The following is a 14356-nucleotide window of genomic DNA, read 5'->3' as shown; positions in this document are numbered from 1 at the left end:
TTTGTAATGAACTTACTGCCATGCCGGAGGGTCAGTTAGTTTTCATGGCTGAATTGTGATTTTTCAAACGAAAAAGGATGGTCGTGGCTAAAGATTTTTCGCGCACACAAAGGGTGGCTGATCAAATTCAGCGTGAGTTGGCTATATTGATTCAACAGGAGATGATGGATCCACGTGTTGGAATGATCACCCTGACTGGGGTTGAGGTGACACGAGACTATGCCTATGCCAAAGTTTATTTCACCATCCTGCATGACACGGAGAGTGTTCAACTCGCGGAACAAACCCTGAGACGTGCCAGTGGGTTTCTTCGTAGTCAGTTGGCCAGCAGAATCAAATTGCGTGTGGTGCCACAGCTTCAGTTTGTTTACGACGAATCGGTTGAGCGCGGTGTGCGCCTTTCACGATTGATTGATGAGGCTGTCGGCAAAACGCCGCAGTGAGTCCAAACACCAATTATTACGAGGCGAATATCCCCAGCCGTACGCATGGACGATAGCCCTCAATATTGCACAGAGATTGGGCCCCCTGATCGCCAGATAATCATACTGGCCGTATGAGTCTGCTGAATGTCTGTACGATTGAGAAAACGTCCCTCTCGATTGAGGATTCCGAATTAAACCCACCCTGACCAAGGAACCTACACTGATCGAATCTGAAATGCCTAATGGTGTATTCCTGCTGAACAAGCCTTCCGGTATTTCATCCAATCGTGCCTTGCAGATTAGCAAGCGATTGCTGGCTGCCAAGAAAGCGGGCCATACTGGTACCCTGGACCCAATGGCTCAGGGGCTGCTGCCCATTTGTTTGGGCGAAGCAACCAAGTTTTCATCGGCGCTACTGGGCGCCGATAAAACTTATGTCGCAGGGATGCGACTGGGGTATGTCAGCAATACGGGTGATGCCGAGGGTGATATCGTACCAGCAATTGGTGCGAATGCCATGACGCGTGAATTGGATCCCCGACAAGTGTTGGCTGTTCTGAGCACATTTCTCGGGCGATCCAGCCAAATACCGCCGATGTTCAGTGCGTTGAAGAAAAAGGGAAAACCTTTGTATTACTATGCGCGTGAAGGGATTGCGGTTGAGCGTCAGGCTCGTGAAATCGTGATTCATTATATCTCCCTTGATGCTTGGTCAGGCAGCGAGATAACCGTAACCGTGCGCTGTGGATCGGGGACTTATATCCGTACGCTGGCTGAAGATATCGGCAAAGCGCTGGGTTATGGTGGTGCCTATCTGACGGCACTTACCCGCACTGGTATCGGGTCGTTTGATCTATCTCAGGCTTGTCATCTGGATCAGCTGGAGGCTGATCCCCAGCTCTCACGCGAGCAGTTTTTATATCCGGTCGATACACTTTTATCTGATCTGCCGGGTATCGTGCTTGACGATATTGAGGCCTTGCAATTAAAGCAAGGGCAGAGAATCCGAAAAATAATGACCCATGCTGATTTGCCGGCTAATACCAAGCTCAAATTATACGGTTCTGACGGCTGCTTTCTGGGGCTGGGTGAACTGATTGACCTCGAGACAATTGCGCCCAAAAGGTTGATGATGCAATGAGCATTAACGAGCCCTTAGATGTCTTTTAATCACGGATATGGCAGCTTTTGGTCAAATGTGTGTGCATCGAGCAAGGTACCAAAGGATTGGCAATACGTTATAATTCCCGGTTTTGATCATTTCCAACTAATCACTGACTTAGAATGCTGACAGCCAATAATCTTGAATGCTCTCGCGGGGATCACAAGCTCTTCGCAGGTATGAATTTTTCAGTCAAGGCCGGTGAGTTAATGCTTGTCAGTGGGCCCAATGGCAGCGGTAAGACCAGCTTGTTGCGGTTGTTGTGTGGCCTGTCGGTCCCGGATGATGGTGAAATTTGTTGGGATGGCATCAATATTCGCGAGCTGGGCGGGGATTATCGCAGCGTTATGACATATCTGGGGCATTTGGGCGGCATCAAGGATGACTTGACCGCTATCGAGAATTTACGTATCTCCTGCGCGCTGGCTGGATGTGAAATTGATGAGGAGCAGGCAACAGATGCACTCAGGCGCATGGGTTTGACGGGACGGGAAACTTTACCAGCCAAGGTCTTGTCGCAGGGACAGCGCAGGCGGGTGGCACTGGCCCGATTGTTGGTGACGCGGACAAAACTGTGGATACTGGATGAACCGTTGACTGCACTCGATGTTGCGGCAATTGAACTGATCAAGGGAATGCTGGAACATAATTTGTCGCAAGGCGGCATGATTGTGATGACAACCCACCAAGAACTCAATGTGGCTGCGGCAGCCACTCACCAATTAGTTTTATCCTGACCAAAATGATTCTGTGGATAATCAAGCGAGATTTGCTGCTGGCGATGCGCCGACGTTCGGATGTGCTGACGACGTTGTTTTTTTTCATCATTGTCGTCAGTTTGTTTCCGCTGGGAGTAGGGCCCGAGATGAATATGTTGCGAATGATGGCGCCTGGTGTGGTATGGGTTGCGGCACTGCTTGCTTCAATGTTGGCACTCGGTCGCATGTTTTCCAGCGATTATGTCGATGGCACGCTAGAACAAATGCTACTTTCGCCAGTCTCCTTATCGGGGCTGGTAATGGGCAAAGCACTTTCGCACTGGCTGGTCACGGGTGTGCCCTTGGTGCTCATGGCGCCGGTGCTGGGTATTCAATATGATTTGCCTGTGGAGGCGCTGATGGTATTGACCCTCTCACTCCTGTTGGGCACGCCTGTGCTGAGTCTGGTTGGAGCAATTGGTGCGGCGCTGACACTGGGACTGAGAGGGGGCGGGGTACTGGTATCACTATTGGTTTTACCCTTGTATATTCCGGTGTTGATTTTTGGCGCAGGGGCCGTCGAAGCAAGTACAGCTGGAATGGGTTTTGATGCACATCTTTCATTGTTGGGCGCATTTCTGCTGGTGTCTCTGGTTTTTTCTCCTTGGGCAACCGCTGCGTCGCTCAGAATCTCGATGGCATGACGGGTTAGTGAGAGTATTTCAAGTTGGTTCGTGAGTGAACCAGCCATTGTGGCGATGCTATAGACAACGCGAAAACCTGATGTAACGCATTGCATAAATTAAATTGAATTATCTATAACATGACAATTAACTGGTTCAAATATGCTTCTCCAGCAAGCTTTTATTTTCTTGCTGGACGAATGATTCCCTTTTTTATCATTGCAGCCGTCATATTACTGATTATAGGCCTGTATATCGGATTTTTTGTGGCGCCGACCGATTTCCAGCAGGGTGAAGCCTATCGGATCATTTTCATTCATGTGCCAGCGGCCTGGATGTCGATGTTCCTGTATGTCGTCATGGCGTTCTGGGCAGGGATAGGGCTTGCATTCAATACCCGGCTTTCATCCATGGTGGCGAGTGCCATCGCGCCGACCGGTGCCATGTTTACATTTTTGGCTTTGTGGACCGGTGCATGGTGGGGGAAACCCATGTGGGGCACATGGTGGGTTTGGGATGCCCGCCTGACCTCCGAGCTCATTCTGTTCTTCCTCTATATCGGCTTTATGTCGCTCCAGGCCGCAATCGATGATCCACGGCGCGCAGATAAGGCCGGCGCGATCATTGCCTTGGTCGGTGTGGTGAATATTCCGATTATTTATTTCTCGGTTCAGTGGTGGAATACGCTCCATCAGGGGGCTTCGGTAAGCTTGGTGCAATCTCCCAAAATGGCAACAGCGATGTTGACGGGTATGTTGATCATGGCGTTGGCAGCCTGGATGTATTCCATCGTCATGGTGTTGATGCGAACGCGCATGATTATCCTGGAGCGTGAGCGCCATACAGCATGGGTTTCGGAATTAAAAGAAGGGGTCTCGAAATGAGTTGGGAAAGCTGGTCCGATTTTTTCGCGATGGGGGGCTATGGTTTTTATGTATGGGGTTCCTATCTCGTCGCACTGTTATGTGTCCTGGGTGAAGTGGTGTTGGTGCGCAATCGCCGCCGAACTTTGCATAAACAGCTCGGTCTGAAAGACAAATCATCTTTGTGAGGAGGAAAATGAAACCGCGTCATAAAAAAATGGCAGTCATCGCGTTGAGCGTGAGTGCGCTGACAGTTGCCGTCATTCTTGTGCTGAATGTTTTTCAAAGTAATCTGGTTTTTTTCTTTAGCCCAAGCCAGGTCATCGCCAAGGAAGCGCCCATTGGCAAAAGTTTTCGGATAGGTGGATTGGTGGAAGAGGGTTCTCTTAAACGGGAAGGTGATGGCACAACAATGCGCTTCGCCATTACCGATACCGCCGAGGCAATACAAATCGTTTATACGGGAATTCTGCCGGATTTGTTCAAGGAGGGTAAGGGCGTCGTCGCACAAGGAAAAATTGCCGAGAACGGTATTTTCTATGCGGATGAAGTGCTTGCCAAGCATGATGAGAATTACATGCCGCCTGAAGCAGCCAGTGCATTGGAGCAAGCGGCCAAAGCACAAAAGACCTCGCTCACACAGTAGGCCTGTCTAGTGTCTAATTTGATTAAAAATATCATAAGAAAGGGATAATGCTCAACCATGATACCGGAACTTGGTAACTTCGCACTCATTCTTGCAATGCTGTTGGCATTGATTCAGGGCACATTGCCCATTATCGGCGCGGCACGTGGAATACCTTCATGGATTGCGCTGGCGCGTCCAGTCGCGCAGGGGCAATTTGTATTCATTGCAATTGCTTTCGGTTGTCTGGCTTATTCATTCGTCAGCAATGATTTTTCCGTACTCAATGTCGCTTCTCATTCAAATTCCGATTTGCCGCTACACTTTCGGATAGCTGCGACATGGGGATCACATGAGGGTTCTCTGCTGCTATGGGTCACCTTGCTGGCCGGCTGGTCGGTGGCTGTCAGCGTGTTTAGCCGTCAATTGCCGGATGATATGGTGGCGCGCGTATTGGGTGTCCTGGGACTGGTCAGCGTAGGTTTTATACTGTTCTTGCTGTTTACTTCCAATCCTTTTGACCGGCTTCTGCCTGCCGCCGTCGAGGGAAGTGATCTGAACCCGCTATTGCAGGATCCGGGAATGGTCATGCATCCTCCTATGTTGTACATGGGATATGTCGGTTTTTCGGTCGCTTTTGCGTTCGCCATTGCGGCATTGCTGAGCGGGCAGCTGGATGCTGCCTGGGCCCGATGGTCACGTCCCTGGACAACAGTCGCCTGGGTTTTTCTGACAATTGGAATTATGATTGGCAGTTGGTGGGCCTATTACGAACTTGGCTGGGGGGGCTGGTGGTTCTGGGATCCGGTTGAAAACGCTTCGTTCATGCCTTGGTTGGTGGGCACGGCACTGGTGCATTCCTTGGCGGTGACCGAGAAACGTGGAAGCTTCAAAAGCTGGACAGTCTTGCTGGCAATCAGTGCTTTTTCATTGAGTTTGTTGGGAACATTCCTGGTTCGTTCAGGGGTATTGACTTCTGTGCATGCCTTTGCCACGGATCCCGCGCGCGGAATTTTTATCCTGGTGTATTTGGTGCTGGTGGTCGGTTGTTCATTGTTGTTGTTTGCTTGGCGTGCACCTAAAGTCGGGCTGGGCGGTAATTTTGATATTGTCTCTCGCGAGACCATGCTGCTTGCCAACAACGTATTGCTGTTAGTGGCTGCCGGCAGTGTGATGCTCGGCACGCTTTATCCACTGCTGGTGGATGCGTTGGAGCTGGGCAAAATTTCAGTAGGCCCTCCTTATTTTGAAGCGGTATTTGTTCCCCTGATGACACCCGCCATTTTCCTGATCGGGTTGGGTCCGATCGCTCGTTGGAAAAAAGCAAGCCTGCCTGCCTTGGTGGTCAGAATGCGTTGGGCATTTGCCGTAAGTCTGGTCACGGCGATCATTATGCCTTTCGTGATGGGTGAGTGGCGGCCGATGATAAGCTTTGGTTTATTGCTCGCTTTCTGGATCATTACCAGCATATTCGTAGCGATTAAACATCGGCTCCAGAGTAGTGCGGAAGGCAGTTTATTTGCCAAGCTGGCTAAACAGCCGAAGAGTTATTATGGCATGCACTGTGCGCATTTGGGTGTGGCCGTATTCATCATCGGAGTCACTTTGGTCAATGGCTACGAAACCGAGAAAGATGTGCGCATGGAAGTTGGCAGCACAGTAACCCTTGCAGGCTATACATTCCGTTTCAATGGCACAAGGCCGCTGCCAGGACCGAACTACAGTTCGGTTGAAGGTGAAATTGAGGTGATGAAAGATGGCAAGCCAATCCAGAATTTATATCCGGAGAAAAGAACCTATAATGCTTCTGGCATGCCTATGACCGAGGCGGCAATTGATACCGGATTAACCCGTGATCTTTACGTGGCTTTGGGTGAGCCATTAGAGAATGGTGCGTGGATCGTTCGGGTATATCACAAGCCCTTTGTCGTCTGGATCTGGTTAGGTTGCATTTTGATGGCGCTGGGTGGCATGCTGGCTATAACAGATCGCCGTTATCGGCTGGCTATCAAGAAGAAAGCTGTTTCCAAGACACCGCAAGCAGCAGAATCGGCAGCAGACAGTCTGCCGGTCGAGACAGCCACCCATTCGATAACGCTTTCGGAGGGTGAAAAAGTATGATGCGTTTTATGCTGCCTTTGGCAGTGTTTATCATCCTGGTCATTTTCCTGGGGATCGGGTTGACCCTGAATCCCCGCCAGGTGCCATCGCCACTTATCGATAAGCCTGCTCCAACTTTTCAGTTGCAGCAATTGCATGATCCCGATAAGACGCTTTCATCGACAGAGAATCTTGGGAAAGTGTGGATGCTGAATGTATGGGCATCCTGGTGTGTCGCATGCCGCGATGAGCATCCTCTGCTTGTGGAGTTGTCCAAATTGGGTATCGTGCCTATTTATGGACTCAATTATAAGGACCAGCGCGATACTGCCATGCAGTGGCTTAAACAATATGGTAATCCTTATACTGCGAGCATAGTCGATGCAGATGGCAGAGTGGGTATCGACTATGGTGTTTATGGCGTGCCCGAGACTTATGTGATCGATAAGGAGGGGATTATTCGCTATAAACATATTGGCCCGGTTACGGTCAAGTCGCTGCAGGACAAGATTCTTCCATTGATCAAAGAACTCGAGAGTTGAGACAGTGATGATTAAATTAGTTGCTCATGGTTCTTTTGTGGCAGCCGCAAGACAGTGGCTTGTAATGCTGATGCTGTCATTCATGGCGGGTTTGAGTATGGCGAGCGAGGCGGTACCGGTGGCAGAGGATCCCGAGCTGGAAAAACGTCTGGTCAATCTGGCAGAGAATCTGCGTTGCCTGGTCTGCCAGAATGAGTCCCTTGCCGGTTCACGCGCGGATTTTGCCAATGATTTGAGACGTGAAATCAGAGAGCAGATGCGTGCAAATAAAAGCGACGATGAGATTATAGAATTCTTGGTTGCGCGCTATGGCGACTTCGTGCTGTATAACCCGCCTCTCAAATCAACGACATGGTTATTGTGGTTTGGGCCATTCGTTTTGTTTTTGGGAGGAGCAGTCGCACTGATGCTTTACCTCAGGCGCCGTCGGTCACAAATAACGGAATCTCCCTTAACTGAAAACCAGCGCTTGCAGGCTGAGTCACTTATCAAAGAAATAAACAAGGATTAAAGCGTATGACCACATTCTGGGTTGTGGCCGGTATTTTTATCGTGGCGGCATTGTTATTCGTAATTCCTGCACTGCTGAGAAACAATAGGAAAGATCTGGACAAAATTGAGCGGGAGGCGGCAAATATCAGTATCTACCGCGATCAAATTGCGGAACTGGATCAGGATTTGCGTAACGACATTCTCTCGAAGGAGCAATATGAATCCAGCAAACAAGAGTTGCAGAAACGCATGTTGCAGGATTTGTCTACATCGAGTGAAACTGCCAGCACGCCTCGCGCCAGTCGTCATGGCATTGCCGCGACCGTCATCGTCGTTTTGGCTGTTCCGCTGACCGCAGTCTATCTTTATACAATCATCGGCGATAGCCGAGGATTATTGCCACAATCGCAGCTGGCGAATGCCACACATTTCCAGTCTGATAATGCCGAGAGTGTGCCTCCAGGCCATGCGGAAATTCAATCGATTATCGATAATTTGGCTGCCCGCCTTAAAGATAACCCGGAGGATATCGAAGGATGGGTGATGCTTGCGCGCACCTATGCGATTATGGGACGGTTTGAAGATGCCAGTGCGACCTATGCCGAGCTAGTTAAGATCATTCCCGATAGTCCCCAGTTTCTCAGCGATTATGCTGATGTATTGGCTATGACCAATGACGGCAGTCTGGTGGGTAAACCGGCCGAGCTGATCGCTCAGGCGCTCGCATTGGATCCCGATTATCCCAAAGCACTGGCGCTGGCTGGCACGGTAGAATTCGAACGAGGAAAATTTGAACAGGCTGCCATCCATTGGCAAAGATTGTTGGAGATCATTCCAGCCGAGTCGCAGCTTGCTCAATCAATCAATGAGAGTATTGTCCAGGCGAAAGCCTTGGCCTCGAGAGTTAAAGATGGATCGGGACCACTACAACTCGCACAGAATTCGAATATCGGGAGTGATCTGCCGACGGTAGAATCAGACAAAGCAGAGGCAGCTGCCGAGCCAACACCCGCACCATCTTCCTCGGGGCTACCAAGTATTTCTGGATCTGTCACGTTGGATGCGTCGCTGCGTGAGAGGGTATCGCTTGCCGATACGCTTTTCGTATTTGCAAGAGCCAAGGAAGGGCCCAAAATGCCCTTGGCGATTTTAAGAGTCCAGGCGAAGGATCTGCCGGTCACGTTCACACTTGACGATGGTATGGCGATGACTCCTGCTATGAAACTGTCCAGCTTCCCTGAAGTCGTGATTGGTGCCAGAATCAGCAGAACTGGCCAGGCTGTACCTGCCAGCGGGGACTTGGAAGGCTATAGCCAGCCAGTCAAAATTGGCGACAAAGATGTTACCGTCGTCATCGATCGGATCGTTCCTTAAGTCCGGAGTACCTTTAAAAATTCAGAATTTTAAACAAGACGAGGCGAGTACAAATAGTGTTGATGCAGCATATGCTTGATATGTAAGGGAGCATTTTTGTAGGCAGCGACGTATTGTGACGCAATAAGGATTTTTAGGGGTACTCTTCAATCAATTGATCGGAGTGGTTACATGCATGACGAAGTAATACCTGATTTTGAATTGGCTGCTACCGGGGATGGTGTTTTCCGGCTATCTGCTGTCGAAAGTAAATACCTGGTTTTATTTTTCTATCCCAAGGATGATACGCCCGGTTGCACCAATGAAAGCCAGCAGTTTCGTGATTTATATCCCCAATTCCGCCAACGTGATTGTGAAATCGCAGGAATTTCCCGCGACAGTCTGAAATCGCATGAAAAATTCAGGGAGAAATATAGCCTGCCCTATCACTTGCTCAGTGATTCCGATGAAATAGCGTGTGAAATGTTTGGGGTCATGAAGATGAAAAACATGTATGGCAAGCAAGTGAGGGGAATCGAACGGAGTACTTTTGTGCTTAACCCACAAGGGCAATTGTACAAGGCCTGGCGGGGCGTCAAAGTTCCCGGACATGCCGAAGAAGTGCTGGCTTTTATCAAGGACTTGACTGACTGATTCTAATTGTCAGTCTATAAATCAAGCACAACACCGCATGAGAGTGATTCGCGCTCAACAGGGCGTTGTGCTTTTTTATCTGCTAATCGTTGTTATGGCAGCAGGTGCCTGATAGCGTTCTGTTCTTCCAGAAGTTCCTGGTAGGTGATGTTCAATTTGTCCTGGTAGCTGGGTGTAATCTCGAGCCCCTGCACGATGCGGCACAGGCCATCTTGGCAAATGACGGGAAACCCAAAGAATACCCCCTCCGGAACGCCGTAACTTCCATCCGAGAGAACACCCATTGTGGTCCAATCATTCTCTTTGGTTCCAAAAATCCAGTCACGCATATGGTTGATAATTGCATTGGCGGCGCTTGCCGCACTGGATAATCCGCGTGCTTCAATGACCGCAGCGCCACGATCTTGAACGGTGGGGATAAAGTAGTTTTCAATCCAGGGCGCATCATGGATCAGATCAATAATTCTTTGTCCGTTGATTTCCGCATGGGTCAAATCAGGTAGCTGAGTGGACGAATGATTGCCCCATACAATCATTTTTTTGATGTTTCCCACGGGTTGTTCTAGCTTCATGGCAGCCTGAGATAGCGCCCGGTTGTGATCGAGTCTAAGCATGGCCGAGAAGTTACTGGGAGATAAATCCGGCGCATTTCTCATGGTGATGTAAGTATTGGTATTGGCCGGATTGCCGACGACCAATACTTTGACTTCGCGTTTGGCAACCTGGTTTAATACACGACCCTGAGCGCTGAAAATTTCACCATTGGCGGTGAGTAAATCCTTGCGTTCCATACCTTTGGCACGAGGCCGCGCGCCGACCAGAATGGCAATATCAGCCTGATTAAAGGATTGCATCGGATCGGTGGAGGCAATGGTGCCTGATAAGAGCGGGAATGCGCAGTCCTGAAGTTCCATTACCACACCTTGTAGTTTATCCTCGGATTCCGGGATGTCATGGAGCTGGAGGATGACAGGTTGGTCATTGCCCAGCATGTCTCCGGCGGCGATCCGGAACAGCAGGCTATAGCCAATTTGTCCTGCCGCACCGGTAATGGCAATACGAATAGGTGAGGGCATTATTAAATCTTGCTCCTTGAACATTTACTGATGGGGAGAGAAAATTCTCAAGCGGCACACTCGAATTATACCGGCAAATAGAGGAGACAAGAAGGCTAAGCGTCATGCCTGCGGCGCTGCCTGTATGCAGTGGCTGATTGTATGGGTTGCCTAAGGCGGAAATGAATGCATTCCTTAACTCGGATAAAGAGGCAAATATCAAATAACTGAATGAGATATGATGAAGTGGATAGTTTTGTGTTAATTTGACCTGAGAATTTCGGTTGATGGTTGTTTCACGTCGCACATAATATTGCGGTGAAAAGAATAGGTTGCTATTTTTCATGCGTATCCAGTGCTAATGTGAAGTCAGTTCAACTGGGAATGTCGGGGTTATGAGTGGATAAAGGCCTATGAAAAACGTTGAAGTCATCATCATCGGCGCGGGAAGTGCTGGATTGTCTGCTTTGCGTGAAGTGAGGAAGCGTACCGATAGTTATCTGTTGATCAATGATGGTGCATGGGGAACAACTTGTGCCAGGGTGGGGTGTATGCCCTCCAAGTTATTGATCGAGGCTGCCAATGCGTTCCATCGTCGTCATCATTTCGAGGAGTTTGGAATTGCTGGCGGTACGCAGCTGCAAGTGGATCTTAAACATGTCTTGCAGCGGGTACGTAGGCTCCGCGATGGCTTTGTCGCGAGTACGCTGAAAACAACCGAGGCATTACCAGAGCGAACCATATCAGGGCGGGCGCGTTTGCTATCTCCCAATCAGGTGATTGTCAACGGAGAAAAATACTCAGCTCAGCGAATCATTGTCGCAACGGGCTCGCGTCCCATCGTTCCGGCTGGCTGGCGGGATTTTGGTGAACGCCTGCTGACAACGGATAGCTTGTTCGAGCAGGACATGTTCCCAAAGCGTATGGCGGTAATTGGAATGGGCCCGGTCGGACTGGAAATGGCCCAGGCGCTTTCCAGACTGGGCGTGAGGGTGAGTGGCTTCGGCGCTCACCCTATGATCGGGGGTATCAGTGATGCTGTGGTCAATCAAACAGCAGTATCACTCTTGTCCACAGAGTTCCCGCTTTATCTCGGTGAGCAAGCCGATTTGGCAAATGGGCCACAGGAGGAGACGATTATTGTGCGGGCAGGGGACACCGAAATCGAGGTGGATAGTGTGCTTGCCGCCTTGGGGCGACGTCCAAATATTGATGATATTGGTCTTGAAGCATTGGGTGTACAGCTGGATGAGCGCGGTCTGCCGCCGGTTGATCCGAATACGATGCAGATTGCGGATTTGTCGGTTTTTCTGGCTGGGGATATGAACCAATACCTGCCTGTGCTGCATGAGGCCGCAGATGAGGGACATATTGCTGGCCTGAACGCAGTTCTGAACGAACCAGTTTGTTTCAGGCGCCGTACACCGTTGACAATCGTGTTCTCGGATCCAAATATTGCAACGGTCGGCCAATCGTATCAAGCCCTTGCCGCGGAGAATATTCAAATAGGTGAAGTGAGTTTTGATAACCAGGGCCGTGCCCGATCGGCGCAGCGTAATCGAGGAATTTTGCGAGTGTATGCCGATACAAACAGTGGCCAGTTGCTCGGTGCAGAATTATGTACGCCCGCTGGCGAGCATTTTGCCCATTTGCTGGCTTTGGCAATCAGTCAGTCTTTGACTGTTTGGGATTTATTGCGAATGCCTTTTTATCATCCTGTGTTGGAAGAGGGGTTGCGAACCGCACTACGCAACCTTGCCACCAAGCTGCCAGCCTGTTCTGAATCCGATTTGGCTGCCTGTGAATCACTCAACTCTGAAGCACTCGATTGAATCGGCATTATCCTGGAATGCCCGGCTGCGTGCTGCTGTATAAAGCGAGTTAAGCTTGGGCCTTGCGATACCGCGCCCGGGCAGGCGTCAAGGAACACTGGGGCCGGATTGTATGAACCATCAATTAAGTCATGACGCCAAACAAGCGTCCGACCACAGCGGTTAAGGCCATGGCAAGCATGCCCCAGAAAGTTACTCTTAAGACACCGCTAGTGATATTGGCGCCGCCCAGGTAAGCAGCCAGCGCACCCAAACATGCCAAAGCCATCAAAGAAGAGAGGGCAACAGCTTGCATGATATGCGATGCATCTACAACGATGGTGGCAGCCAGTGGCATCAATGCACCGAGTGTGAACATGCCGGCAGAAGCGAGCGCTGCTTGTAGCGGGCGGGCGCTGATATGCTCATTAATTCCCAGTTCATCACGCAGGTGTGCACCCAGCGCATCATGTGCCATCAATTGTTTGGCCACTTGTCTTGCCAGGCTTTGGTCAAGCCCGCGATGGATATAAATCTCGGTTAATTCCTGTAATTCATATTCGAGATCCTCGGACAGGTGATGCTGCTCCAGTTTGATATCGGCTTTTTCAGTATCTGCCTGAGAGCTGACCGAAACATATTCTCCTGCCGCCATAGACATCGCTCCGGCGACCAGGCCGGCGACACCGGCCAGCAGAATATCTTCCAGTGATGTGCCTGCAGCAGTGACGCCGATAATCAGACTGGCGGTCGATACGATACCATCATTGGCTCCGAGCACGGCCGCACGTAACCAGCCGGTACGATGGTAGCGATGATCCTTGTTTTTATCTTGGTTTTTTTGATTCATGTTGACGAGGGCAAAATTCACTACGGAGAAGATCGGCCCAGGCAAGGAAGCGCTGAACAAGGAAACACGATATCCAATATAATTTCACCAAATTGCAACACAGTCAGGTTTAAACCACTTTCTTGACGACAAGATAGAGTCAGTTTCTGCTGTGCCTGCCCGCTTGGTCGAGCACGCAATTACAGAATGCGTGAACGGGTGAAAACATTGTCCAATGTGGACGAATATTGGGTGGGTTGTGGTGGCGAATCAGGGATTTGAACCCCGGACCAACGGATTATGATTCCGCTGCTCTAACCACTGAGCTAATTCGCCAAATCGTTTGCTGATGCGATAGAACGCGCATTTTGCACTTTGAGTGGGTGGTATGTCAAGACCGATGATGCGTTTAATGTTCTTATTTATTGAGGTGCCATTGGTATCATGATGTAACCTTATGATATGTAACCATTTACTCTTCTGTCCACCAAAATCTGGTGCGTAATTGATTTGCATCAATATTTCTATTTTTGCTGTAGGTAAAATTCTCTTGTAGTTTGAAGATTCAGTTGATTTATAGCCAAATTATAAGGAGTATTTATGAAAATCAAAGCCATCATGGTAGTTTCGATGATGCTGGCGTTAGTTGCTTGCAAGCCTTCCGTGCCAGACTCTCCTGACCCATCAACTTATGGGCAGACCATTCAGCCTTTTCATCAAATACCATCTGAAGATCAAGAAGGCGGAGGCAAGCCCAGATCAATGGATTGAGCGCAGGTTGCGTTACCATATTTAAATTCCAAATAAGCGCAATATTCCTATTATCAAGGAAAGGAGAAAACTAAACAACCACCAGCTAAAGCTGGTGGGTTAGTGACAATGACTAAAGTCAGGATACGGGTCTTAAGACCCGTTTAGCTTTCGGTTCTGAAATTATCATCACCTTTAGGTTCAAAATGATGCTCCAAATAGTTTTGAATCATTTCTTCTGTCAGTTCTCCTGATGTTACACAAAAGTATCCTCGCGCCCAAAAATGGCGCCCCCAGTAGCGTTTTTTTAAGTC

General features: G+C 49.6%; 17 protein-coding genes and 1 tRNA gene. 14 read left to right on the top strand and 4 right to left on the bottom strand.

The features are described from left to right. Positions 1-83 precede the first annotated feature (83 nt). From rbfA to BLV85_RS07585, 12 genes are all read left to right on the top strand, one after another. On the top strand, positions 84-443 hold the full coding sequence (gene rbfA, locus BLV85_RS07640; protein WP_090413931.1) for a 30S ribosome-binding factor RbfA: 360 nt from the start codon (positions 84-86) through the stop codon (positions 441-443). Positions 444-660: 217 nt separating this feature from the next. Beyond that, on the top strand, positions 661-1566 hold the full coding sequence (gene truB / locus BLV85_RS07635; protein WP_090413908.1) for a tRNA pseudouridine(55) synthase TruB: 906 nt from the start codon (positions 661-663) through the stop codon (positions 1564-1566). 143 nt (positions 1567-1709) lie between these two features. Further along, a complete protein-coding gene (gene ccmA / locus BLV85_RS07630; RefSeq protein WP_090413907.1) occupies positions 1710-2324 on the top strand; it encodes a cytochrome c biogenesis heme-transporting ATPase CcmA in 615 nt (204 codons plus the stop codon). Positions 2325-2329: 5 nt separating this feature from the next. Further along, positions 2330-2989 (top strand): heme exporter protein CcmB, encoded by a 660-nt coding sequence (gene ccmB / locus BLV85_RS07625; protein ID WP_090413905.1) that lies wholly within the window; start codon positions 2330-2332, stop codon positions 2987-2989. Between the two features lie 119 nt (positions 2990-3108). Next, the gene (locus BLV85_RS07620; protein ID WP_090413904.1) at positions 3109-3852 is read left to right on the top strand and encodes a heme ABC transporter permease; all 744 of its coding nucleotides are present in this window, start codon (positions 3109-3111) and stop codon (positions 3850-3852) included. Beyond that, entirely contained in the window at positions 3849-4019 is a 171-nt protein-coding gene (ccmD, locus tag BLV85_RS07615; protein ID WP_090413902.1) for a heme exporter protein CcmD, read from the top strand. The genes BLV85_RS07620 and ccmD overlap by 4 nt, the downstream gene beginning before the upstream one ends. An 8-nt stretch (positions 4020-4027) precedes the next feature. Continuing rightward, positions 4028-4477: a cytochrome c maturation protein CcmE gene (ccmE, locus tag BLV85_RS07610; protein ID WP_090413900.1), complete on the top strand. Its 450-nt coding sequence runs from the start codon at positions 4028-4030 to the stop codon at positions 4475-4477. 57 nt (positions 4478-4534) lie between these two features. Next, positions 4535-6577, top strand: coding sequence for a heme lyase CcmF/NrfE family subunit (locus BLV85_RS07605; RefSeq protein WP_090413898.1), 2043 nt, complete (start codon positions 4535-4537; stop codon positions 6575-6577). Further along, positions 6574-7098, top strand: coding sequence for a DsbE family thiol:disulfide interchange protein (locus BLV85_RS07600; RefSeq protein WP_090413896.1), 525 nt, complete (start codon positions 6574-6576; stop codon positions 7096-7098). The genes BLV85_RS07605 and BLV85_RS07600 overlap by 4 nt, the downstream gene beginning before the upstream one ends. 7 nt (positions 7099-7105) lie before the next feature. After that, entirely contained in the window at positions 7106-7609 is a 504-nt protein-coding gene (locus BLV85_RS07595) for a cytochrome c-type biogenesis protein (protein ID WP_090413893.1), read from the top strand. A gap of 5 nt (positions 7610-7614) precedes the next feature. Next, on the top strand, positions 7615-8964 hold the full coding sequence (ccmI, locus tag BLV85_RS07590; RefSeq protein ID WP_090413891.1) for a c-type cytochrome biogenesis protein CcmI: 1350 nt from the start codon (positions 7615-7617) through the stop codon (positions 8962-8964). 171 nt (positions 8965-9135) lie between these two features. Then, positions 9136-9597, top strand: a complete 462-nt coding sequence (locus tag BLV85_RS07585) for a peroxiredoxin (protein ID WP_090413888.1) — start codon at positions 9136-9138, stop codon at positions 9595-9597. A 92-nt stretch (positions 9598-9689) separates the two neighbouring features. Here BLV85_RS07585 and BLV85_RS07580 read toward each other — a convergent pair whose 3' ends face one another. Further along, positions 9690-10673 (bottom strand): malate dehydrogenase, encoded by a 984-nt coding sequence (locus BLV85_RS07580; RefSeq protein WP_090413886.1) that lies wholly within the window; start codon positions 10671-10673, stop codon positions 9690-9692. Positions 10674-11065: 392 nt separating this feature from the next. On the opposite strand from BLV85_RS07580, the gene BLV85_RS07575 reads away from it, so the two are divergent. Next, positions 11066-12484: a dihydrolipoyl dehydrogenase gene (locus BLV85_RS07575; RefSeq protein WP_090413885.1), complete on the top strand. Its 1419-nt coding sequence runs from the start codon at positions 11066-11068 to the stop codon at positions 12482-12484. A 124-nt stretch (positions 12485-12608) separates the two neighbouring features. Here the strand turns inward: BLV85_RS07575 and BLV85_RS07570 are convergent, their stop codons facing one another. Both BLV85_RS07570 and BLV85_RS07565 read right to left on the bottom strand, forming a co-directional pair. Further along, positions 12609-13313: a VIT1/CCC1 transporter family protein gene (locus BLV85_RS07570; RefSeq protein WP_090413929.1), complete on the bottom strand. Its 705-nt coding sequence runs from the start codon at positions 13311-13313 to the stop codon at positions 12609-12611. 239 nt (positions 13314-13552) lie between these two features. Next, positions 13553-13628: transfer RNA gene (locus tag BLV85_RS07565), tRNA-Met, on the bottom strand. 264 nt (positions 13629-13892) lie between these two features. On the opposite strand from BLV85_RS07565, the gene BLV85_RS15165 reads away from it, so the two are divergent. Next, complete coding sequence (locus BLV85_RS15165; RefSeq protein ID WP_176973970.1) at positions 13893-14063, top strand: hypothetical protein; 171 nt, start codon at positions 13893-13895, stop codon at positions 14061-14063. A gap of 143 nt (positions 14064-14206) precedes the next feature. Here BLV85_RS15165 and BLV85_RS07560 read toward each other — a convergent pair. Continuing rightward, positions 14207-14356: transposase (locus BLV85_RS07560; protein WP_176973882.1), on the bottom strand; the 150-nt coding region annotated here is incomplete at its 5' end.

The sequence above is a fragment of the Nitrosomonas halophila genome (assembly GCF_900107165.1).
In the GTDB taxonomy this organism is placed as follows: Bacteria; Pseudomonadota; Gammaproteobacteria; order Burkholderiales; family Nitrosomonadaceae; genus Nitrosomonas; species Nitrosomonas halophila.
This window is presented reverse-complemented; position numbering and strand designations above follow the sequence as displayed.